The sequence below is a fragment of the Xenorhabdus santafensis genome (genome assembly GCF_033949405.1).
Lineage (GTDB): Bacteria > Pseudomonadota > Gammaproteobacteria > Enterobacterales > Enterobacteriaceae > Xenorhabdus > Xenorhabdus santafensis.
Genome location: NZ_VCDN01000011.1, coordinates 155253 through 178285, shown reverse-complemented (window position 1 = coordinate 178285; position 23033 = coordinate 155253). Strand labels below are relative to the sequence as shown.

17 protein-coding genes, 1 tRNA gene and 1 pseudogene are annotated in these 23033 nt (G+C 43.6%); 6 read left to right on the top strand and 13 right to left on the bottom strand.

What is annotated here, in order from left to right:
- Nucleotides 1-13: 13 nt before the first annotated feature.
- On the top strand, nt 14-679 hold the full coding sequence (gene alkB, locus FE392_RS02455) for a DNA oxidative demethylase AlkB (RefSeq protein WP_439153452.1): 666 nt from the start codon (nt 14-16) through the stop codon (nt 677-679).
- 54 nt (nt 680-733) lie between these two features.
- Here alkB and FE392_RS02450 read toward each other — a convergent pair whose 3' ends face one another.
- The 8 genes from FE392_RS02450 to FE392_RS02415 form a co-directional block, all read right to left on the bottom strand.
- Nucleotides 734-2203, bottom strand: a complete 1470-nt coding sequence (locus tag FE392_RS02450; RefSeq protein ID WP_319928636.1) for a M16 family metallopeptidase — start codon at nt 2201-2203, stop codon at nt 734-736.
- A gap of 187 nt (nt 2204-2390) precedes the next feature.
- Nucleotides 2391-3098: a HAMP domain-containing protein gene (locus FE392_RS02445; RefSeq protein ID WP_319928635.1), complete on the bottom strand. Its 708-nt coding sequence runs from the start codon at nt 3096-3098 to the stop codon at nt 2391-2393.
- A gap of 236 nt (nt 3099-3334) precedes the next feature.
- Nucleotides 3335-4354 (bottom strand): dipeptide ABC transporter ATP-binding subunit DppF, encoded by a 1020-nt coding sequence (gene dppF, locus FE392_RS02440; protein WP_319928634.1) that lies wholly within the window; start codon nt 4352-4354, stop codon nt 3335-3337.
- Entirely contained in the window at nt 4351-5331 is a 981-nt protein-coding gene (dppD, locus tag FE392_RS02435; RefSeq protein ID WP_319928633.1) for a dipeptide ABC transporter ATP-binding protein, read from the bottom strand. The genes dppF and dppD overlap by 4 nt, the downstream gene beginning before the upstream one ends.
- A 12-nt stretch (nt 5332-5343) precedes the next feature.
- Nucleotides 5344-6246: a dipeptide ABC transporter permease DppC gene (gene dppC / locus FE392_RS02430; protein WP_319928722.1), complete on the bottom strand. Its 903-nt coding sequence runs from the start codon at nt 6244-6246 to the stop codon at nt 5344-5346.
- Between the two features lie 10 nt (nt 6247-6256).
- Nucleotides 6257-7276: a dipeptide ABC transporter permease DppB gene (dppB, locus tag FE392_RS02425; RefSeq protein ID WP_319928632.1), complete on the bottom strand. Its 1020-nt coding sequence runs from the start codon at nt 7274-7276 to the stop codon at nt 6257-6259.
- A gap of 145 nt (nt 7277-7421) precedes the next feature.
- Nucleotides 7422-9032, bottom strand: coding sequence for a dipeptide ABC transporter periplasmic-binding protein DppA (gene dppA, locus FE392_RS02420; protein ID WP_319928631.1), 1611 nt, complete (start codon nt 9030-9032; stop codon nt 7422-7424).
- 602 nt (nt 9033-9634) lie between these two features.
- A tRNA-Pro gene (locus FE392_RS02415) sits at nt 9635-9711 on the bottom strand.
- Between the two features lie 330 nt (nt 9712-10041).
- Between FE392_RS02415 and asd the strand changes: the two genes are divergently transcribed.
- Together asd and FE392_RS02405 are read left to right on the top strand one after the other, a co-directional pair.
- The gene (asd, locus tag FE392_RS02410; protein WP_319928630.1) at nt 10042-11160 is read left to right on the top strand and encodes an aspartate-semialdehyde dehydrogenase; all 1119 of its coding nucleotides are present in this window, start codon (nt 10042-10044) and stop codon (nt 11158-11160) included.
- A gap of 59 nt (nt 11161-11219) precedes the next feature.
- A complete protein-coding gene (locus FE392_RS02405; RefSeq protein WP_319928629.1) occupies nt 11220-12125 on the top strand; it encodes an EamA family transporter in 906 nt (301 codons plus the stop codon).
- 109 nt (nt 12126-12234) lie between these two features.
- Here the strand turns inward: FE392_RS02405 and glyS are convergent, their stop codons facing one another.
- Both glyS and glyQ read right to left on the bottom strand, forming a co-directional pair.
- A complete protein-coding gene (glyS, locus tag FE392_RS02400; protein ID WP_319928628.1) occupies nt 12235-14304 on the bottom strand; it encodes a glycine--tRNA ligase subunit beta in 2070 nt (689 codons plus the stop codon).
- 9 nt (nt 14305-14313) lie between these two features.
- Nucleotides 14314-15237, bottom strand: a complete 924-nt coding sequence (gene glyQ / locus FE392_RS02395) for a glycine--tRNA ligase subunit alpha (protein WP_319928627.1) — start codon at nt 15235-15237, stop codon at nt 14314-14316.
- Nucleotides 15238-15476: 239 nt separating this feature from the next.
- Between glyQ and FE392_RS02390 the strand changes: the two genes are divergently transcribed.
- From FE392_RS02390 to FE392_RS02380, 3 genes and pseudogenes are all read left to right on the top strand, one after another.
- Nucleotides 15477-16040 carry a DNA-3-methyladenine glycosylase I gene (locus FE392_RS02390; protein WP_319928721.1) on the top strand — a complete coding sequence of 188 codons (564 nt, stop codon included), beginning with the start codon at nt 15477-15479 and terminating at the stop codon, nt 16038-16040.
- A gap of 297 nt (nt 16041-16337) precedes the next feature.
- Nucleotides 16338-17594 carry a valine--pyruvate transaminase gene (locus FE392_RS02385; protein ID WP_319928626.1) on the top strand — a complete coding sequence of 419 codons (1257 nt, stop codon included), beginning with the start codon at nt 16338-16340 and terminating at the stop codon, nt 17592-17594.
- A 415-nt stretch (nt 17595-18009) separates the two neighbouring features.
- Nucleotides 18010-18692 (top strand): annotated as a pseudogene (locus FE392_RS02380) (IS1 family transposase).
- An 88-nt stretch (nt 18693-18780) separates the two neighbouring features.
- Here the strand turns inward: FE392_RS02380 and FE392_RS02375 are convergent.
- From FE392_RS02375 to FE392_RS02365, 3 genes are read right to left on the bottom strand one after another with little or no spacing between them, the layout of a single operon-like run.
- Complete coding sequence (locus FE392_RS02375; protein WP_319928625.1) at nt 18781-20310, bottom strand: asparagine synthetase B family protein; 1530 nt, start codon at nt 20308-20310, stop codon at nt 18781-18783.
- A gap of 29 nt (nt 20311-20339) precedes the next feature.
- On the bottom strand, nt 20340-21701 hold the full coding sequence (gene aroA, locus FE392_RS02370) for a 3-phosphoshikimate 1-carboxyvinyltransferase (RefSeq protein WP_319928624.1): 1362 nt from the start codon (nt 21699-21701) through the stop codon (nt 20340-20342).
- A gap of 15 nt (nt 21702-21716) precedes the next feature.
- Nucleotides 21717-23030 carry a carboxyvinyltransferase gene (locus tag FE392_RS02365; RefSeq protein ID WP_319928623.1) on the bottom strand — a complete coding sequence of 438 codons (1314 nt, stop codon included), beginning with the start codon at nt 23028-23030 and terminating at the stop codon, nt 21717-21719.
- Nucleotides 23031-23033: the final 3 nt, after the last annotated feature.

The window sequence follows — 23033 nt, the reverse complement described above, 5'->3', positions numbered from 1 at the left end:
GGTGACAATGATGATAGATGATTTATTTGCCAACGATGACAGTATCCTTCGCCAATGGCAAGAGCCTCTGGCAAAGGATGCGGTTGTTTTGCGCGGCTTTGCCTATGATGAAGCGCAAGCATTATTGCAGCACATTACGGCGATTGCTGAAGCCGCCCCCTTTCGCCATTTTGTCATTCCGAACGGGCATACTATGTCAATCGCCATGACCAACTGCGGCACGTTTGGTTGGACAAGCAATGAACAAGGATACCGCTATACCGAAACTGATCCTATGTCAGGGCAGGCATGGCCGCAGATACCGACAATATTCCTGCAAATTGCTCAACAAGCCGCTCACCGCGCAGGATTCTCTCACTTTATTCCGAATGCTTGTCTGATTAATCGATATCATCCGGGTGCACGTTTGTCTTTGCATCAGGATAAAGATGAGATGGATTTTTCTCATCCCATCGTGTCGGTCTCATTAGGATTACCGGCGACTTTTTTATTCGGTGGGTTACAGCGCGAACAGCCTTGCCAGCGCGTTACTCTGACTCATGGCGATATCGTTGTATGGGGAGGGGATTCTCGCCTGTGTTATCACGGCGTATTGCCGCTCAAAGATGGAATAGCCCCCTCGCCTTTGCAAGATAACGTGCGTTATAACCTCACATTCCGGCATGTTTCACGGCATTAAATTTCGCTATCTTAAAATGCCATTGGGCTACCCATCCATTCTGGTTCGCCTCTGTTACTGCGCCGCTTTCTCTGTGCCAGACTCTTTTGCACTCTCGGGCAATGGCCCCGGCCGCATAATCTGATTAAAACTGTCTTTTATCTGGTTAACATTAATTGCCGCTTCATCTTTTGGTTGCAGCAGAATAAAAGAAATTTCTTGAGACAGCATCTCTTGCAGTTTTTTATTCAAAACCTGTGGCGTCAGGGAAGATAAAAATGCCTGTCTTAAACGCCGATATTGTTCCGGGGCAATGTCTATCACATTATTTTGTTGTGATAACAGCCGTTGGTTAATCAATGAAGCGGTATCAGAACGAGCGTACATGGCGAACACATGCTGGAGCTGCTTACGGTTTTGCTCATAGAGTTCATCAAACTGTTCTTGTGGCAAGCCATTTTCACGCAACGATGACAGCTGGGAGGCCAGATAATGTGTCGAAGCCATCAATTTATCCGCAGGCGCTCCCAGATTTAATGAGCAATTCGCCCGTTGATAAATAACATGGCAATCCAAACTCAACTTCATATCACTTTGTTTACCCTTAAGCCCCAATTGCAGGTAATGGAACAGGGCTTCACGCGCCAGATCATTTAACCAATACTGAGTCAGTGCCTTAGAGTCAGTAATCGGAAACCAATTCAGATTCCAGATCAGAGACAGACTGTCCTGCTGGGCTTTATCGCTCACAACCCCAACTGTTGCCGCTTTCAGGGGCAATAATGTGGGCACCTGAACGGGTGTCTGCCGCTTGCCTGCCAATGGCGTGAATGTTTGATTGATCCGTTCTGGCAATGTTCGGCTATCAACATTACCCGCAATATACAAAGTCATTGCATCCGGGGTGTACCATTGCTGATAGAAATCAGCCACTTTCTTCACATCCACAGGCATGGATAACGGCCTTCCGGGATCATGCCCGATCAGGGTAGAGCCTTGCAGCCGCATACGCCATACCGGATCTTGAGTGTCAGATGGAAATGTTGTGACAAGGTTCCCGTTATCCTTCATGGCCTGCGCCAGCGTCTCCTGCGTGAATACCGCTCCACCGGCGATATCGGATAGCCATATCAATGCATCTTGCAGCAGTTCAGGGCGATTATTTGGCAGGCTCAGGCTGTAGAGCGTGAAATCATATGAAACAATGGCGGGAGGAAAAGGATTTTTAGTATCGATGACGTTGCGCCACAGATTTTCAAGTTTTTGTGATGATAAATCTTTACTGCTGGATAAAACAATTTTAGGGATAAGATAGGTATAACCTTGTTGCTGTTTCTTCTCAGAGAGTGAACCGGTCTTGACCAGTAACCGCAACTGGATCCTGTCATTGGGCCGTTGTGGTGTTTGCAGGATTTCCCAACTGAACCCATTATCAAGTTTCCCCTGTTGCCAGGCAGGGTCGGGCTGCAAGGTTTCTGCTTGAACTAGGTTAGTCATCGCCAGAAGCGTGCCACCAATAAGATATCCAATTTTGTTGCCCTGCATTCTCACTTACCCCTACCTGTTTAGTTTTTATCCTTTACAGCCTACGACAATGATCACGGCATGAATATTACCATCGGGAATGATATCCGTCGTCTTCCAAGTTACCTCTTTGTTGGCTGTATTCCCTTGCCGTTTTGAGGCAACTGGAAGTCCATAGGATATAGACCACGGTTCATCTTATAAGGTTTCATTTTGATAGTGTTTTCTGCGTATTAACTTGACGATTGTAGCCTTTTACCAGTAATCCCAATTCATCATCCCGATGGCCTTTAGGGCAGGGCATTGGTGCGGGTGGCTGTTCTTCATTCAATTCACGTGCGATATCGCGCAGAGGATGGACGATAATTCGATTGACACACCAGCTTATCGCCACGGTAAGAATAAGGGCGAGCAACAAATAAGTGGTCAACATTAATGCAAGTGTATTTAAAGCAAAGCGGTATACCCTGTTGGAATCAACCTGCAAGATGAGATGCCCCTGTGATTCTACGGTTTTTGGCGAGACACCATAAACGTAGAGAGGGATATTCACTTCAACGGGAATGCCGAAAACCTGCTTTGCCAGTTCCGGGATTGGACGATGAGTAGCAAAATCCAGGCTCATTACCCGAACATTGTCAGACAATACCACATCTGCCCGCCCCAGAATGCCTGAAGTCTTAAGCCCTATTAATAGGGTCTTTGCCCTATTGAGATCCGAACTCAATAACGCGTCTGTCAAAGGAGCCTGAATCTGTACAGCCGCATTATTAAGCTGGCTGATATAGTCATCTTTCCGTTGCTGCAACAAGTGCGATAACTGGATCGTGATGAAAATGGCAATGGTTACCAAAGTGACTCCTGTCACTGCGGCCATCTGTTTAATGGTTAACGAACGTTTGACACGCAATTTCATCTTATCCAAACCGATAATTGTAAAAAGACTGGTGACTGCACCTTAACAATGCGTCTGAGTATACTTGATTTTCTTTGCGGTCGTCTTATTTTGATGAATTCAAAATAGAAAAATGACCGGGATATAACGGTGATATGCTCTAATATGACGACATATACACTTCAATCTATTATATATCTGTCGTCTTTCGAGTTGCAGCTTTGCTGGCTACGCTCACTCACCCCGGTCAAATGCGATTAAAAGGATGCGCCTTCCTCCTGTTCGACCGCGAAACACGCGATCAGTTGCCCGCCATATTGCTTCAATTGAGGCTGGAATTGGGTGCAGTGACTGAATGCCCGACGACAACGGGCCGCAAAGGCACACCCAGGAGGCGGATTCATCGGGCTGGGTAATTCACCCGTCAATTTGATACGCTCACGCCGCAATTCAGGGTTCAGACGCGGAGTCGCAGACAACAGCGCCTGAGTATAAGGATGCCGCGGATGATTGAAAATCACCTCTTTATGCCCTTTTTCTACGCAGCGCCCCAAATACATTACCATCACTTCATCGGCAATATGTTCAACGACCGAAAGATCGTGGGATATAAAAACGTAAGATAGACCCAAGTCCTGCTGCAAGTCCATCATCAAATTCAAAACCTGCGCCCGCACTGAAACATCCAACGCGGAAACCGGCTCATCCGCAATCACCACATCCGGATTCAGCATCAACCCACGGGCAATGGCAATACGCTGGCGCTGACCACCGGAGAACATGTGCGGATAACGCAAATAATGCTCCGACTTTAACCCTACTTTTTCCATCATCTGCATGACTTTTTGCTTACGTTCATCTGCCGTAAGCGACGTATTAATCAGCAATGGCTCTTCTAGGATCTGCCCCACTTTTTTGCGGGGATTCAAGGAGGCATAAGGGTTTTGAAATACAATTTGAATTTTCTGCCGGCGAAGTTTTTCTGCTTCTTTATTGGGGACTAATAAATCTTGCCCCAGATAATAAAGCTCTCCATCCGTTGGCTTTTCAATCATGGTCAGCAGACGCCCGAGAGTGGATTTTCCACATCCTGATTCCCCGACAACCGCCAGTGTTTTGCCTTTTTCCAGCTCAAATGAAACCCCATCCAACGCCTTGACCATACGTTCTGAGGAAAATACGCCTGTTTTCACCGGATAGTATTTCTTTAACTCAGTGGCTTTCAGCAAAGGCGCCGTAGGCATTTTCTGTTCGCTGCTATTTTTTTGAGTGCTCATGCTCGCGGCCTCCCCTCGTCATCCAGCGGCGTGTGACATTTAACCTGATGCCCTCCTATTGACTGCAATGGAGGTTCTACCTGACGGCAACGTTCATTGGCATAAGGACAGCGAGGATTGAGCAGGCATCCTGTCGGACGATCATATTTCCCGGGCACAACACCCGGCAGTGATTCCAGACGGGATTTATTCGTTGCAAACTCAGGCAATGCCCGTAATAGCGCCTGTGTATAAGGATGGCGCGGAGCACGGAAAATTTCCGTTCCCTTGCCAATTTCGACGACCTGCCCGGCATACATCACAATGATATGGTGTGCCGCTTCTGCCACCAGCGCCAAATCATGGGTAATCAAAAGCAAGGCCATGTTTTCCTGCTGCTGTAGTTCCAGCAGTAATTCGATGATCTGCGCCTGAATGGTGACATCTAATGCCGTCGTCGGTTCATCGGCAATCAAGAGTTTCGGGCGACAAGCGATAGCCATGGCAATCATTACGCGCTGGCTCATTCCGCCTGATAATTGATGCGGATAAACATCCAGACGAGAAACAGGATCAGGAATACCCACGAGTGTCAGCAAGTCGATCGCCCGTTGATGCCGGGTTTTTCGATTACCACCCTGATGGATTTTCAACGCTTCCATAATCTGATAACCGACGGTGTAACACGGATTGAGGCTGGTCATGGGATCTTGAAAAATCATCGCCACTTCCGCACCAACCAATTGACGGCGCTCTTTTTCTGAAATTTTCATCAAGTCACGGCCATCAAACTCCAGCTTTTCCGCCATGACCCGACCCGGATAATCAATCAACCCCATAATCGCCAATGAACTGACTGACTTCCCGGAGCCAGATTCTCCCACAATCCCGACAACCTCACCCTGCTCAACACGGTAGCTGATACGGTCAACGGCGCGGAATGGTGTACTTTCGTCCCCGAAGTGCACCGATAATTGCTCTACATTCAACAATGCCATTTCACAATACCCCTACTGCTTGAGCTTAGGATCGAGCGCATCACGCAACCCGTCCCCCATTAGGTTAAATGCCAGAACTGTCAGTAAGATAGCCAGCCCCGGAAAGGTCACAACCCACCACGCACTCTGGGCAAATTGCAAAACATCTGCCAGCATGGTGCCCCATTCTGGCGTCGGTGGTTGTGCACCCATACCCAAAAACCCAAGGGCAGCCATATCGAGGATGGCATTCGAAAAACCCAATGACGCTTGCACAATCAAGGGCGCAAAGCAGTTTGGCAAGATATTGATGAACATCTGGCGCATGGCTCCCGCACCAGCCACTTGAGAAGCGGTAACATAATCCCGGTTAACTTCAACCAACACCGCCGCTCGCGTCAAACGAATATAGTGCGGCAGGGCGACAAAAGTCAGGGCCAGTGATGCATTGACGATAGAAGGGCCAAAGATTGCCACCAGAACCAATGCCAGCAACAGGCTTGGCAGTGCCAGCATGATGTCGGCAATGCGCATGATGACAATATCCACGATACCGCCGAAATAACCTGCCAGCACGCCCAGCACGATGCCCATTATCAGTGACATCACCACAACCATACAGCCAACCAGCAATGAAAGGCGCGCACCGTACATCAAGCGGGATAGAATATCGCGCCCGACATCATCGGTGCCGAGAATGAATTGCCAGCTTCCGCCATCCTGCCATACCGGAGGCGTCAGCAACGCATCGCGGAACTGTTCGGCTGGGCCATGTGGTGCCAATACTCCCGCCAATATGGCAACGAGCAGCATGATAATAATATAAATGAGGCCAGCGACCGCCCCTTTGTTACGTTTGAAATAGTGCCAAAATTCCTGCATCGGCGTCATCAATTCTGGCGCACTCGATACTGCTGGCTCAGTTGTTTGAGTCATCATGTGCTCCTTAATTTTTATGACGAATTCGTGGATTGACGATGCCGTACAGCAAATCGACGAGTACGTTAACCAAAATGATCATGCTCGCCACCAGCAATACTCCACCCTGCACGACGGGATAGTCTCGACGTTGCAAGGCTTCAACCAGCCAACGCCCCAGACCCGGCCATGAAAAAATAGTTTCGGTCAAAATAGCCCCGGCCAGCGTCATCCCCACTTGCAAACCGATTACCGTAACGACGGGCAACAGGGCGTTACGCAACGCATGAACGATAATGACACGGATACGGCTCAAGCCTTTCGCGCGAGCAGTACGGATATAGTCTTCACTCAATACTTCCAGCATGGAAGAGCGGGTCATACGCACAATGACCGCCAATGGAATTGTTCCCAGCACAATGGCGGGCAAGATCATATGCATCACAGCATCTTTAAAATCGCCCTCTTCTCCCCAAAACAGCGTATCAATCAGCATAAAGCCCGTCAGGGGATAGCTGTCATCAAGAAAAACACTATCACCTACCCGTCCGGACACGGGGGTCAGGTTTAATTGGACAGAGACCAGCATGATCAGCATGATCCCCCACCAAAAAATTGGCATGGAGTAACCAGTCAATGACACACCAATCGCGGTGTAATCGAAAATGGAACCTCGCTTAACTGCCGCCAATACCCCAACCGGAATACCGACTGAGATAGCCAGTAACATCGCGCAGAAGCCCAGTTCGAAAGTGGCCTTAAAGCGCGGAACAAATTCGTCCCATACTGGAATTCGGCTTTTTAAAGAAATGCCCAAATCACCATGCATTACTCCATTAACATAATGAAAATATTGCTCCCAGAGAGGTTTATCCAACCCCATTTCAGCCATTAATTGAGCGTGGCGCTCAGGAGAAATGCCGCGTTCCCCTGCCATAATCAACACCGGGTCACCGGGGATCATATGTACAAAAGCGAAAGTCAGCAGCGTAATGCCAATAAACGTCGGGATCACCAATCCCAGACGTCGGAGGATAAATTGCAGCATATCCTGAATTCTCTTTTTAAATACCAGTCACGGCTCTTTAGGCCGTTTGGTGTAATGCCATATTTGACTTGCCCATTAAAGAAGCGAAACCATCCCCGCAGAAAAATCTGGGGGATGGAAAATCACAACAGCTCAGCAGCAAGAGTTATTTGAGATCAACATTGTAAAAGAGGTGTTTGCCGAGCGGATCGACCACATAGCCTTTCACTTCTTTACGGATAGGTTCGTAAACCGTCGAGTGGGCAATCATCAATGCAGGGACTTGCTCATGCATCACCACCTGAGCTTGCTTATAAAGATCCGTTCGTTTATTGATATCAGTGGATTCGCGGGCAGCTACAATAAGATCTTCAAATGGCTTGTAGCACCATTTTGAATAGTTGGAACCCTGTTCTTGGGCTGTACAACTAAACAGTGGAGTAAAGAAATTATCAGGATCACCATTATCCCCTGTCCATCCCATCATTACGGTTTTCGGCTCCCCGTCTTTGGCACGTTTCAGGTATTCTCCCCACTCGTAACTGACGATTTTTGCTTTAACACCAATTTTCGCCCAGTCAGCTTGGATCATTTCCGCCATGCGACGGGCATTGGGGTTATACGGACGCTGTATTGGCATAGCCCACAAATCCGTTTCAAAACCATTTGGGAAGCCTGCTTCTTTCAACAATTCCTTCGCCTTGGCGGGATCATAGCTGTAATCTTTAATGTCATTGTTGTAACTCCACATTGTAGGGGGAATCAGGTTCTTCGCTTTTTGCCCTGCCCCTTGATACACCGCTTCAATGATGGCGTCTTTATTTACAGCCAGTGTCAATGCCTGACGCACTTTCAGGTTATCCATAGGAGGCTTAGAGACATTGAATGAGAGGTAACCGATGTTCAATCCCGCCTGCTCTTTCAGGACAATATTTTTATCCTGCTTCATGCGGGCAATATCGGCCGGATTTGGGTACGGCATAATCTGACATTCATTTTTCTGCAATTTTGCATAACGAACAGAAGCATCAGGAGTAATGGAGAAAACCAGACGATCGATTTTCGCGGGTCCTTCCCAATAATCTTTGAATGCCTTATAGAGAATGCGGGAATCTTTCTGATATTGCTGTAGTTGGAACGGGCCTGTACCAATCGGATTCAGGTCAACTTTCTCCGGTGTACCAGCCTTCATCATGACATCAGCATACTCTTTGGAAATAATTGAAGCGAAATCCATTGCTAAATTAGCCAGGAAAGGAGATTCAGGACGAGATAACACAAAGCGAACAGTATAGTCGTCCACTTTTTCTATTTTGCTGATGAGATTCCCCATATCCATGCCAATAAAGAATTCATAGCCGCCGCCAGAAACTTTATGGTAAGGATTGTTTTTATCCTTCTGACGCATAAAAGTAAAAATAACATCATCAGCATTGAAATCACGTGTTGGCTTGAAATCTTTATTGCTCTGCCATTTCACGCCCTTACGCAAATAAAACGTATAGCTTTTACCATCCTCACTGACTTCCCACCGTTCAGACAGGCTAGGAATAACCTCTGTTGTCCCTAATTTGAAATCCACCAGTCGGCTATAAATTGGCCTGGCCGTGGCATCGAAAGTCGTCCCAGTCGTAAATAACTGTGGATTGAATCCTTCAGGGGAACCTTCGGAACAGTAAACCAGCGTTTTAGCCTGAATGCTGGCAGTTACGGCCAGAGCGATAAGACCGACGCCCAGTTTCAAAAAGCTGGACTGTTTTTTTTTGGAGATTGCCATTACTTAAGCTCCGTTTGTTATGTTTATTGTGTTCTAGCCAGCCCAGAGTTTTCTTCCTAAATGCCACTGTCCCAGCTTGTTTTATAGTTTTTCGTTTATCAATTAATCAATTGTTATGCCTAACGTCAACATAAGTACACATTACGTTACACACATAAGAAAAACATAAAAGCAAAAAATTATTAACAAACTTGGTTAAAAAATATGACATCACGCACGTTAAGTAGACAATACAACCAAATAATCGGCAAATAATCAGAATTAATATCTAATGACGATATTTTCTAATTTGTGACCAATTACGTAAATAATAGATAGGTGAGCTTACAAAAAAGGCGGGGAAACATAAGATCCGGGGAATATCCTGTAAGGATAATTGATTTAAATATAATCAGTTAACATGCAAATTGTCATGTTATTTATTAAATCAGCCATCTTATGCATTAATTTAATTTATAAAAAAATCAAAAACAGATCTAAGTAAGGATGATAAAAAGTGAGAGAGGTATTTTTTACTTTTTTATCAGCCTACAAGGTTTATAAAAAAGTAAAAATGCCACATAAGAAAAAACCCCGCTCATAAGAGCGGGGTTTCTGAATGCTGGTCGGCGAGAGAGGATTCGAACCTCCGACCCACTGGTCCCAAACCAGTTGCGCTACCAAGCTGCGCTACTCGCCGAAAACGAAGCGCATCTTACTGCCAGCGCCGCAAACCGTCAATACCTTTTTAAAGATAAGTGTTTAATTGGCGAGAATACAACCATAATGTACGCCATGGCAGATATAAATGGCATCGTCCGGACGTTAATGACTTCAATCTGACTCTAATGTACCCGTCGTCTTTCAAGTTGCCTCTTTATTGGCTGTGCTCATTCACTCCGGTCACATAGTTAGCTATGTGACCGGAGATTCATTCCCTTGCCGCCGAGATGCATCTTGAAATTCATAGGGTATATAACAAATTTCATTCATACTGTTAACAATTCTAACTTAATACGGGTTAAGGAATATGAAACAAGTAGGCTTAGTCGGTTGGCGGGGAATGGTGGGTTCAGTCTTACTGGAACGCATGTTGGAAGAGGGTAATTTCCAAGGCATTGCCCCACATTTTTACAGCACCTCCAGTGCAGGATCTATCGGGCCAACCATTAATGGCACCACTTACCAGTTAAAGGATGCCAATAATATTCAAGCGTTGGCAGAGATGGATATCATCATCACCTGCCAGGGTGGCGATTACACCAAAGCAGTTTACCCAACATTGAAAAAGAGCGGCTGGCAAGGTTATTGGATTGACGCTGCCTCGGCGCTGCGTATGGATAAAGAGGCCTGCATTATCCTTGATCCGGTTAATCGCACACAAATCGACAAAGCGCTTAATGACGGACTTAAACTGTTTGTGGGGGGAAACTGTTCTATTACTCTGAGCCTAATCGGCCTCGCAGGGTTAATCAAAGCAGATTTAATTGAATGGATGAGCCTGATGACCTACCAATCTGCTTCCGGCGCCGGCGCCAAACAAGTGCGCGAATTAATTGCCCAGAGTGCTTACGTCAACCAACATCTCAATCAGGAAGAACTCGCCGTTAAATCACCCATACTGCCGTTGGTAAAAAAAATCAGCGAGTTGATCTCCAATTCAGAAATGCCAACCGACGCTCTAGGTGCGCCATTAATGGGTAGCATCATCCCTTGGATAGATAGCGATCTCGGTGATGGAAACAGTCGGGAAGAATGGAAAGGTGAAGTGGAAACCAACAAAATTCTGGGGCTACCGCCGGGTACTATCCCTGTTAATGGTTTGTGCGTTCGCGTTGGGGTTATACGCTGCCACAGTGCCGCTATTACGATGAAATTGAAACGTGAAGTGAGTGAACAAGAGTTTGCCAGCCTAGTGCAAAACGCGCATCCGTGGGTGAACTATGTGCCAAACAATAAAGAAGACAGCATTAGCCAGTTAACCCCTGCCGCTATCAGTAATTCACTCAAAGTTGGCATAGGCCGTTATAAAAAAATGTCACTCAATAATGAGCCCATCTATTCCGTATTCACGGTAGGCGATCAACTACTTTGGGGGGCCGCAGAGCCACTGAGACGCATGCTCAATATCCTTCTTGGCCGAGCGTAAAAATTCGTGATGAAAAAATAAAACTGGCTATGGAACCATAGCTCATTAAAGGAAATAGTATGCGTCAATATATGGGTTACTTTGCAGCTTATAGTTGGTGCTTTATCACCGCCTTTTCAATGCTCATGACGAGTGAAATCAGTCAGCGTTTAAGTCCTTTCATCGTCTGTTTTTTTACTTTTACTCTCACTACCGTGGTTTTTTTATTCTGGAATATCCGCCACATCAGTACGCTGTGGCGCCGTATCCGAGAAAAGAGCGTTATCGGCCCAGTATTTCTCCTCAATATCAGTAGCTTTGTCGGCTGGGGGTTACTGATTTATCCACTAACTTACCTCCAACCCACATTGGTCACGACACTCACCCTTGGAATCAATCCGATTGCGACGGCGGTGATTTCTCGCCTGTTCCTGAAACAGGCTTTATCACTCAAACTACTGAGCATCAGCGTGGCTCTGTTTCTTATTATTGTCTTTCTTAGCATTAGGGCTTGGTATGGCGAAGGCATCATCGCAGGCACACCGCCTCTGCAAATTGCTCTGTCGTTGCTGTGCTGCTATCTTGCCGGTATTGCAACGTCGGTGAACAATATCCTGACTAAAAAAATCATGCTGAATGGTTTTGGTATTGTGGATGTCATGTGCCTTCGTTTTTACCTCACCATCATCCTCTCCGGCATTATTGGCTTTTCCACTCACACGGTCGTGTTCAATCAAGAGCTGGCAGTGTCCATTCTACTGACGACCTTAATCTTTGTGATGATACCGATGGTATTGATACAATTCGCCCTAAAAAGCCTCGACCCATTCAGGGTAGCGATTATCTCTCCTCTGATGCCCGTGTTGGTCGTGCTCATGCAGCTGTATGGTAATACCAGCATCCTTTCAGAAGCCACTATCAGTGCCACTATGATGACTTGGCTGTTAGTGTCTGTCGGCACTTACTGGGCCATAAAAAAAACGTAGCGCCTAAAAAGAAAACCGCCCGTGATTAAGCGGGCGGTTTTACACAACTAAGTTCTATTTCAAACCATAACTTCAGGCGAACAATCCAATAATATTCGCCGGATAGTACTTATTGGAGCAGTGAAATATCTGCAACACGCAAGAACAGATCACGCAACTCGCTCAATAATGTCAGGCGGTTGATTCTGACTTGCAAGTCTTCATCCATAACCATCACATTATCGAAGAACGCATCGACCACTTCACGCAGGGAAGCCAATTCAACCAACGCATCCTGATAATTACCTTCCGCAAACAGTGGCACCAGTTTTTCTTTCAACACAACCAAATGTGTTGCCAGTTGGATCTCTTCTGCTGCTTTCAAGACAGACGCCTGAACGCTGTCATTCAGTTTCTCTTCTGATTTTGCCAGAATGTTGGAAACACGTTTATTGGCTGCCGCCAGAGAAACCGCCTCATCTAAGGTGCGGAAGTGCGTCACCGCTTTCATGCGGGCATCAAAATCAGCAGGTTGGGTCGGACGACGTGCCAGCACTGCCTGAATGGTATCAACGCTGTAACCCAGCTCCTGATACCAAGCGCGGAAACGACCGAGCATAAACTCAACCACATCATCCACAGCTTTCTCATTGGTCAGCTTGTCACCGTACAGACGCACCGCTTCTTCTGCCAATGTCTGGAGATCGAGAGGCAGTTTTTTCTCAACGATGATGCGCAGAATGCCCAATGCCGCACGGCGCAACGCAAACGGGTCTTTATCCCCTTTCGGATGCTGGCCGATACCGAAGATCCCTGCCAACGTATCCATTTTATCGGCAATGGCGACAGCACAGGAAACGCCTGTTGATGGCAATTCATCACCCGAGAAACGCGGCTGATACTGTTCGTTCAATGCCAGCGCCACCTCTTCGGCTTCGCCATCATGACGGGCATAGTGCATCCCCATCACGCCCTGTGTATCGGTGAATTCGAACACCATGTTGGTCATCAGGTCACATTTGGACAGCAAACCCGCACGAGCCGCATGTTCCACATTTGCGCCGATTTGTTCCGCAATCCAGCCAGACAAAGCCTGAATGCGATCGGTTTTGTCTCGCAGTGTACCCAACTGTTTCTGGAACAGGACGGTTTCCAGACGAGGAAGATTATCTTCCAGACGCTGCTTGCGGTCTGTTTTGAAGAAGAACTCCGCATCTGCCAAGCGTGGACGTACTACTTTTTCGTTACCGGAAATAATTTGCTGCGGATCAGAAGATTCGATATTGCTGACGAAAATGAAGTTCGCCATCAAGTTTCCTGACTTATCGTAAACAGGGAAATATTTCTGGTCACCTTTCATGGTGTAAACCAGTGCTTCGGCAGGAACTTCGAGGAATTTTTCTTCGAATTTCGCCGTCAGAACGACAGGAAATTCCACCAGCGAGGTCACTTCTTCCAGCAAGCTGTCATTCAGATCAGCCACACCACCAAGTTGAGCGGCTGCCTGCTCTGCATCACGTTTGATCGCCGCTTTACGCGCTTCATAATCTGCAACCACGCGGCCACGTTCCAGCAAAATAGCCGGATACTGTTCAGCATTCTCAATGGTGAATTCAGATTCACCCATAAAGCGGTGCCCGCGAACAATGCGATCTGATTTGATACCCAGAATGTTGCCGTCAACCACTTCGCTGCCCAGCAGCATAGTGACAGTATGTACCGGACGAACAAATTGGGTTTCTTTATCACCCCAGCGCATTAACTTAGGGATAGGCAGTTTAGCCAGAGAGTTGCTCACCATATCTGCCAACAGCGCTTTGGCTTCACGGCCTTTGACTTGGGCACGATAGAGCAGCCACTCACCTTTATCCGTGACCATGCGCTCAGCCTGATCCACGGTAATGCCGCAACCACGGGCCCAACCTTCCGCCGCTTTGGTCGGTTTGCCTTCGGCATCGAACGCCTGAGCAATTGCAGGGCCACGTTTTTCAACTTCGCGATCAGCCTGTGCCGCAGCCAGATCTGCCACTTTCAGCGCCAAACGGCGAGGAGCCGCAAACCAGCTAACTTCACCATGACCCAGATTAGCGTTATCCAGCTCTGCTTCAAAATTAGCCTTAAAAGATTCAGCCAGCGAACGCAGTGCTTTTGGTGGTAGCTCTTCTGTACCGATTTCCACAAGGAAAGTCTGTTGAGTCATGATGGCCTCTTAGTTCTTATTACGAATAGTCTTGTTACACATAGGGAAGCCAAGCGCCTCGCGGGAGGCATAATAAGCTTCAGCAACTGCTTTGGTCAGGGTGCGAATGCGCAGGATATAACGCTGACGTTCAGTCACGGAAATCGCTTTGCGGGCATCCAGCAAGTTGAACGTATGACCCGCTTTCAGAGTGCGCTCATAGGCTGGCAATGGCAGCGGAACTTCCAGTTCCAACAATTCCTTCGCTTCTTTTTCATACTGTTCAAAGCAGGTGAACAGGAAATCCACATCGGCGTGCTCGAAGTTATAAGTGGATTGTTCAACTTCATTCTGGTGATAAATATCGCCATATGTGGTTTTACCCAGCGGGCCGTCGCTCCATACCAGATCGTAAACGCTGTCAACACCCTGAATATACATCGCCAGACGTTCCAGACCGTAAGTAATCTCGCCGGTTACAGGCTTGCACTCAAGGCCGCCAACCTGCTGGAAGTAAGTGAACTGAGTCACTTCCATACCATTTAACCAAACTTCCCAACCCAGCCCCCAAGCTCCCAGAGTCGGGTTCTCCCAGTTATCTTCAACAAAACGGATATCGTGAACGGTAGGATCAAGCCCCAGTTCTTTCAAAGAACCAAGATACAGCTCCTGAATATTATCCGGCGATGGCTTGATAATAACCTGAAATTGGTAGTAGTGCTGGAGGCGGTTTGGGTTTTCGCCATAACGACCGTCAGTTGGACGACGGGAAGGTTGCACATAAGCTGCGGCAATAGGCTCAGGCCCCAAAGCACGCAAACAGGTTATAGGATGAGAGGTTCCTGCGCCGACTTCCATATCCAGTGGTTGGACAATGGTACAGCCTTGATTCGCCCAGTAATCCTGTAATGTCAGGATGAGCCCTTGAAAGGTTTTGGTATCAAACTTTTGCATGTTGAATCCGCACGCGATACATAAGAATTAAACGAAAGGGGTCAGTATACCCTTTGACCGTAAGATATACAGCACTGATCGTCTGCCAATTTTGCCGCAGTATAAAAAAATCTTATTTAAGTCTCTTTACTTGTATATTTATACAGCTAAAATCAGTTCTATTCTTCAACTTCATCTGCAAGGATGTTTAGTTTATGAGCAAGGCACTTACGGAAAAAGCATTTATGGATAAAGCCGTTATGAACACGGAAAGCACTCGCTGCGGTTGGGTAACATCTGATCCTGATTATTTGGCCTACCATGACAATGAATGGGGCAAGCCATTGAAAGAAAGCCAACAGCTTTTCGAATTGATTTGCCTTGAAGGGCAACAAGCTGGCTTATCATGGCTCACTATTCTGAAAAAGCGCGAAGGGTATAGAAAGTGCTATCACCAATTTGATCCGGCCAAAATTGCTAACATGGATGAAAGCGATGTTGAACGATTAATGAAAGATCCTGCCATTGTGCGTAATCGCGCGAAAATCAACGCAATTATTCATAATGCCCGCGCTTATCTGCGCATGGAAGAACAAGGTGACGATTTCAGCAAGTTTATCTGGCGCTTTGTGGATGGTTCACCCCGGATCAATCACTGGGAAACTTCGGCAGAAGTTCCTGCTCAAACTGATATTTCTGACGCCCTTTCCACTGCATTGAAAAAGCGTGGGTTTAAATTTATTGGCAGTACAACCTGCTATGCTTTTATGCAGGCGGCAGGCTTGGTAAATGATCACCTCACCAATTGCCTATGCCGAAAATAGCCAGAAGTAGTGAAAGAAAATAGCCCAAATTAAAAATGGCGCTCATTCAAAATAATTTGTCACGTAAGTTAATTATCGATGAGTGGAGAAAAATTTAAAATTAGCGCATAAAAATAAACAAAAATATCACGTTAAAATAAAAAACTGGATTAAACTCAAATATCAGGTTGTTAAATCCAAAAAATACCCGACACACAATATATAGAAACACAGAATGGCTACTTTACTCCATTGCACCCTAGTAATGGGCAGAGTATGGTGTCTCCATCTTATACAAAAACAGACGCAAACACCGTTATGAAATTCTCGCAATTTGGAAACAAATTTACACAAAATTCAGGGATCACTCGCTTGATGAATGATCTCAACCAAGGTCTTAGAACACCTGGCGCAATTATGTTGGGTGGTGGCAATCCTGCCCATATTCCTGAAATGGATGATTATTTCCAGCAAATATTGACTGACATGGCGTCAAGCGGCCAATTGAGCGAAACACTCTGTAACTATGACGGGCCACAAGGGAAAAATACGCTTATAAATGCACTGGCTCAAGAATTACAGGAAAAACTGGGGTGGGAGATCCAACCGCAGAATATTGCTCTGACCAACGGCAGCCAAAGCGCTTTTTTCTATCTATTCAATTTATTTGCCGGCCGGTCTGAAGACGGCTCAATGAAACGGGTTTTATTTCCCCTTGCGCCAGAATATATCGGCTATTCAGATTCCGGGCTGGATGAAGGGTTATTTGTTGCGAATAAACCCAATATAGAACTGCTGCCCAACGGGCAATTTAAATATCACGTTGATTTCGACCATTTGAATATTACCGAAGATATCAATCTGATTTGTGTATCCCGCCCAACCAACCCAACAGGCAATGTCATTACAGACGAAGAACTGCTGCGTTTGGATGGAATTGCTCAACAGCATCAAATCCCCTTGCTTATCGACAATGCCTATGGTGTTCCATTTCCCGGCATTATTTTTAGCGAAGCTACCCCGCTGTGGAACTCCAATATTATCCTGTGCATGAGTTTGTCCAAACTTGGCCTGCCGGGTTCTCGCTGTGGGATAATCATCGCCAATGAAAAAATCATCAGCGCGATCAGCAATATGAACGGCATTATCAGCCTGGCTCCGGGTGGCGTCGGCCCTGCCATCGCTCTGGAGATGATCAGGCGAAATGATCTGTTCCGCCTATCACAGAATGTCATCCAGCCGTTTTATAAGGCACGGGTAGAGCGCGTGATCGAAATTATTCGTCGCCACTTACCAGAAGGACGCTGCCTTATCCATAAACCGGAAGGTGCAATATTCCTCTGGCTCTGGTTCAAGAACTTGCCAATTACGACGGAAGTGCTTTATCAGCGGTTAAAGAAAAGGAAAGTGCTGATGGTTCCGGGCCATTTCTTTTTCCCGGGATTGGAACATGATTGGCCTCATGCCCATCAATGCATGCGCATGAACTATATCCCTGATGAGGAAAAAATCGAAGAAGGGATCCGTATTCTGTCTGAAGAAATTGAAATTGCCCATAGAGAAGCTGAACGCTAATCTGTACGGCAAGTGATAATCATCAGAATAAAAAAAAGCTCCCTCATTTAGGGGGGAGGGAGCAAGATGATAACGAGGACTTTTACCTGCGAACAGGACAGTAGTTATTAGAATCCCAAAAGAATTCTTCACACACACTAGGAAAGGAAAACAATCCTTGTTTATATACCTTCCCTGAACTGCGTATATTTAATCAGAAAAATATTTATGTAATAGTTTGAATAAGCAGTATTTTTTAACTTTAAATTGCCTCTACTATCCCAAATTAAGGTCAAATAGGGGTGATTGGGCAGGATTATGTGACCTAAAGCACATTTAATGAATGGAGTAAATGCAGTTAAATATATTAACAATTGGCTGTTTGTGTATTCAATCCGTTGATTTATATGTAAAATAGCCATTTTTTGAAAATGAAATGACAACGGTTGAAGTAAAATGTCAGTTTTGTCAGCAAGTTGAACACGGCAAAGGCGAAGCAGGCCATCAACGCTATCGCAGCCTCTCCTGTAAACGAACCTTTCAACTCGATTACGCCTATCGCGCATACAAAGCTGGTATAAAAGAGCAAATCGTTGACCTTGCTATGAACAATGCCGATATCTGTGATACTGCCCGTGCATTGCATATCAGTATCAATTCTGTTGCTCGCGTTTTAAAAAACTTAAACCGCGATGCGTAACGACACTTCCCCTAGATAAAGTCAACATTCAATTTGTTTGTGAAGTTAGTGAAGTCTAGTCATTCGTCGGCAATAAAAAATACTGGCGCTGGTTACAGTATGCTTGGGAGTCTCGTCTGAAATGTATCATTGCTCATACGTTTGGGGCGAAAAACAAAAAAATACTCAAAAAACTGCTTAAAAAGCTTACCTCGTTTAATATTGTTTTCCGGTATACAAATAATTTCAAGACGTACAATCTATTACCCAAAAACCAGCATCTTGTTGGAAAGACTTTCTCTCAACATATTGAGTGGGATAATTTAACATTGCACAACCGACTTAAACGGCTCAATAGAAAGACGTTAGGTTATTCTAAATCGCCGGAAATGCATGATAAGGTCATAGGTGCTTTCATTGAACGTGAATATACTATTTAATAGTACCAACGGGTTGAATACATGACCAAAAATAGAATGCGCCCTGTAATAGGGCGCTAGAAAATAAATTTAATTATTGTAGAAAACCTCACGAAATAAAATCGAAATATCCTGACTCGGAAAAATCCTTGTTAACCTCTTTAAAGCGCTGAGTTGGTATTGGATAGTTGTAAGAAAGATATTTCTCAGCAAGAAAAATAGATCCTTCATCAGTTAGTCCAATTTCATTCAATTTACTAACCACACTCTTCGGTAGATTAGTTTCACAAGTATCAATATAATCTACAATAATATTTTTTACCCCACTACCGTCAGGCATTCTTATCTTTGGCCTATCAACTATATAATCAGGAAGTTTATCTCTGAAAGCTTCACGTAAAATGTGTTTTTCAATATTTCCATAGAGTTTATATGAAAAATCGAGACTTAGTATATAAGGAACAAGTGCTGAATCCATAAATGGAACACGAGCTTCAACCGTATTTCTCATACTTGCTCTATCTACTCGTTGCAAATCTGTCCTATGAAGATTTTTTAAGCGATAGTGGGATAGTTCTCTTGGTGAAGATGATGTTTTGAATAAGTCATATCCAGCAAATATTTCATCACTACCTTCACCACATAAAGCTATTTTAAAGCCAAATTTGTTAGCGACATAATAGCCAAAATGTGCAATTGCGGAGTCTATTATATCAATTTTTTCAAAAAACTCCCCAAAATATATAGAATCATTAATATTTCTAATTAGATCATCATTAGAAAATGTATACACAATATGCTTAATATTGTTCTCAGCACAATATCTAACTGCGATATCAATATCACTGGAACCTGGAACACCAAAGGAAATAGCCGTGACATTATCATGATGTTTATTTGCCAAATATAAAATAATAGCGCTATCAATGCCGCCACTGAACATTACAGAGATAGGCAAATCGGTATCAACCCTTTTACTTACAGCTTCATCTAATAGACAAAAAACCTTATTCTTTGCAAAATTAAAATCATCCTTTGAATCTATTGTACTATCATAATTTATGTACTTATCGTGAGTATATCCATCAAATATAGTACCAGGCTCTAAAGTATATATTTCTGAACCAAACTCAATTAGCGATTTTTGCTCAGATGCAACATACCAATCAACTCCTTTTTTACTATAATACAATGGCTTAATACCAACATGATCTCTTGCTAAGAGAAACTTATTATTTTTGTTATCAAAAATAATAAAAGAAAACATACCATCAAGTTTCTTAACGAAGGATTTCCCATAGCAAATGTAAGCAGCTAAAATGACCTCAGCGTCTCCTTTGTTATGAAATTCATATCCTAAAAGGCTCATCTCATCTCTAAGTTTTTTATAATTATATATCTGCCCATTTAATACTACATGAATATCTTTTTCAGTATCGGATATAGGCTGTATAGCTATTTCACGATCAACTATAGCAAGTCTATTAGTTGAAAGTGCGAAGTTATTCCTAACTATATTTTCATTAAATCTATTTGAATCTCCTCGATGTGCTATTTTCGACATTAGAGAGGTTATTTTATTATTTAATTCAAAAATAGTTGATTTTTCGAGGTTAAAAATACCACCAATTCCACACATAATTATATCCTTAGAATAGTAGAAATAAATTATACATCTTCAGGAATGGGGGCGGAAACTTTCAACTCATTAACATCCGCACCTAACTTGTAAATTTCAGAAAAGTACTCAGGATAAGTCTGACCAACATGGTATGGCTCATTTATGATGAGTGGTTCTTCACAATGCAAGCCTATTGTAGTCAGAGCCATAATTAACCCATGATCAAAATGCCCATCAACAACTACACCACCTTTATAACCGTTAGGATTACCATAAATGGTAAGTGTATCGAATGTTTCTTCAGATTTCACACCGATTTTATTTAATTCCTTTCGAAAGTCTGATATACGGTCAGATTCTTTATATCTGATATGCTCTATATTATAAAAAGTGCTCTTACCATCAGCAAAAGCAGCTAATGCAGCAAGAGCCGGAACAGCATCAGGGGCTAATGAGCCATCAAAATCTTGAGCTAAAACTTGCTTTCCATCAGATTTTATATTAATTGAACTTTCGTTAATATGAGTAATAATTGCACCGCTTCGAATTAAATAATTAATGACGGCTCCATTGCCTAATTCTTCCTCAAAAAATCCATTGAGTGTAACATTAGAGTTTAATGAAGTACAAAGTGCCAAAATTGCAGCAGTGCTAGCGGGATCCGCACCCACATTAAACTCTGAGGGAATAAACTCACTTTTCCCTAAAGTATAAAAATTCTTAAAATCGTTATCGTAATCTATGGAAATACCTGCTTTTCTAAGATTGTTAATAGTCGTATGAACCATTGAGGGAGCAGTAATCGAATCTTTTACCTTTATATGAAGATCTTTTTTACTAACAGCCCCTAAATAAAGAAGGCCACTTAAAAACTGTGAACTTTTACGACATGAAATCTCGGTATAACCACCTATGTCTCGGTCTGACTCAATCTCAATTGGAAGAATGGCCTCTGGGCCAATAGCATTACATTTAACATTTAGCATCTTTAGGGCATCAACCATTTCAAGCTGGGATCTCCGGCCTAAAGAATGGTGATAATTTGTTATAAACTTTGAACTAGGTAAATAACTAGCGATTCCCATCAAGAGACGCAAAACAACACCTGAATTCCCAGGATTAAAGGTCACCTTTTTTTCAATTGATTTTATGTCAATGCCTTGTACTACTGTTGTACCGTAAGTATCATAAGTAAATTTTGCACCAAGCAATTTACAATTATCAATCATTGTGGTTGTATTGTTGCCTGATGCAATATTCTTAATTCTAGAAAGCCCAGGAGTTAAAGATGCTGTTAATATAGCTCTCGTCGACGAACTCTTTGATGCAGGTAAATCTAATTTACCATATAAATATGTGGTATTATTTATTTGAATAAAAGGAGGATAATTATTACCATAATATTTCATAAAAACCTCTTTGTTTTAATTTATTTTTGCACCTAACTTACTTAAGCATTCGATAAAATTAGGAAACCCATCATTTAACTTATCAACACTATCAATAACTGTCGTTTTTTTTGCTCCCAACGAGGCGATGATATTTGATGCACAAATCCTATGATCATTATAACTCGATATATGACCACCTCCGTTAATCGGACCTTTGCCAGTTATTTTTAGCTTAGTAAAAGCACCAACCTCATTAAATATTAGCTGGCACTCACCTCCCATGCTCCTGATATTTTCACTAATAACAAATGCTCTTTGGCATTTATGGTTATTAATTGCAGATAAACCATTAAATGTGACGTTTCCATGATTGTTAATGGCAGCCGCAATAATATTAGTCGCTACAGAAGGCAATTCCCTTAGATCAAACTCTTCATTTAGATTCACCTGCCGGTTTGAAATTGATATTTCCATCTCATTTTTTTTTAAGTCAACTTCAATAATTAATCCAAGTTTTTTATATATGTTAAATAGTTTCTCTTCATTAAGAGTATTTCCTGATATAAAATTACATATTCGCACAACACAAGGTTCGCCAATGCTTATCACAGATGATGCAATATAACTGAATGCTGTGAAATCAGAAGGCATAACTAATTCAATATCTTTACTATCATAAGATGTTACTAAATAGCAGGAATCAAGCTCTATTACGTTACATCCAAGCAAAGACATCATTTCGATTGTGATTTTTAAGTAACCATACTTTCCATCCGTATCAATTCCTTTTTTATCAATAAGTATTTCTTTATTTTTAGAAAGAGGTTTTACCATTAATGAAAATGTTAAGAATTGCGTGCTTTTCGCTGTGCATATTGGAACTATATGCGAATGGAGCATCTTAGAAACATGAAAGATATTAGAATCTTCTTTTTCCACTTTCAAGTTGAGATGCGATAAGTATCCCAAATCTAAAATACTATCTCTACCAAATAGCGACTTATTACATTTGATGTATACATCATTCTCTGAAAGGGAAGCTAAGGCAAGAATGGTTCTAAATAACATACCTGAACCGTTAGAGTCTATTACACCTTTACAAAAAAATGGAGGTTTGACACCCTTTAGCAGTATTTCTTTATTTGTTCTTTTCAGAATATCAAGGCCAAACTTTTGAAGAGCTGTTAACAAGTCCTCAGTTTCTGTACACCATGAAATATTTGTGATCCTTGTTTTATTTTCATTTAACAAACTCAACAACAAAGCCCGTTGCATATGAGGCTTAGAAGAGGGTATAACTATACTTCCATTCAGAATAGAACCAGGGAGAATACTAACCTTATCCATACT

What these genes read in the sequence shown, in the direction of transcription:
- FE392_RS02450 (WP_319928636.1), bottom strand. Translation starts at nt 2,203, where the DNA reads ATGCAGGGCAACAAAATTGGATATCTTATTGGTGGCACGCTTCTGGCG.
- FE392_RS02445 (WP_319928635.1), bottom strand. Translation starts at nt 3,098, where the DNA reads ATGAAATTGCGTGTCAAACGTTCGTTAACCATTAAACAGATGGCCGCA.
- dppF (WP_319928634.1), bottom strand. Translation starts at nt 4,354, where the DNA reads ATGAGCACTCAAAAAAATAGCAGCGAACAGAAAATGCCTACGGCGCCT.
- dppD (WP_319928633.1), bottom strand. Translation starts at nt 5,331, where the DNA reads ATGGCATTGTTGAATGTAGAGCAATTATCGGTGCACTTCGGGGACGAA.
- dppC (WP_319928722.1), bottom strand. Translation starts at nt 6,246, where the DNA reads ATGACTCAAACAACTGAGCCAGCAGTATCGAGTGCGCCAGAATTGATG.
- dppB (WP_319928632.1), bottom strand. Translation starts at nt 7,276, where the DNA reads ATGCTGCAATTTATCCTCCGACGTCTGGGATTGGTGATCCCGACGTTT.
- dppA (WP_319928631.1), bottom strand. Translation starts at nt 9,032, where the DNA reads ATGGCAATCTCCAAAAAAAAACAGTCCAGCTTTTTGAAACTGGGCGTC.
- asd (WP_319928630.1), top strand. Translation starts at nt 10,042, where the DNA reads ATGAAACAAGTAGGCTTAGTCGGTTGGCGGGGAATGGTGGGTTCAGTC.
- FE392_RS02405 (WP_319928629.1), top strand. Translation starts at nt 11,220, where the DNA reads ATGCGTCAATATATGGGTTACTTTGCAGCTTATAGTTGGTGCTTTATC.
- glyS (WP_319928628.1), bottom strand. Translation starts at nt 14,304, where the DNA reads ATGACTCAACAGACTTTCCTTGTGGAAATCGGTACAGAAGAGCTACCA.
- glyQ (WP_319928627.1), bottom strand. Translation starts at nt 15,237, where the DNA reads ATGCAAAAGTTTGATACCAAAACCTTTCAAGGGCTCATCCTGACATTA.
- FE392_RS02390 (WP_319928721.1), top strand. Translation starts at nt 15,477, where the DNA reads ATGAACACGGAAAGCACTCGCTGCGGTTGGGTAACATCTGATCCTGAT.
- FE392_RS02385 (WP_319928626.1), top strand. Translation starts at nt 16,338, where the DNA reads ATGAAATTCTCGCAATTTGGAAACAAATTTACACAAAATTCAGGGATC.
- FE392_RS02375 (WP_319928625.1), bottom strand. Translation starts at nt 20,310, where the DNA reads ATGTGTGGAATTGGTGGTATTTTTAACCTCGAAAAATCAACTATTTTT.
- aroA (WP_319928624.1), bottom strand. Translation starts at nt 21,701, where the DNA reads ATGAAATATTATGGTAATAATTATCCTCCTTTTATTCAAATAAATAAT.
- FE392_RS02365 (WP_319928623.1), bottom strand. Translation starts at nt 23,030, where the DNA reads ATGGATAAGGTTAGTATTCTCCCTGGTTCTATTCTGAATGGAAGTATA.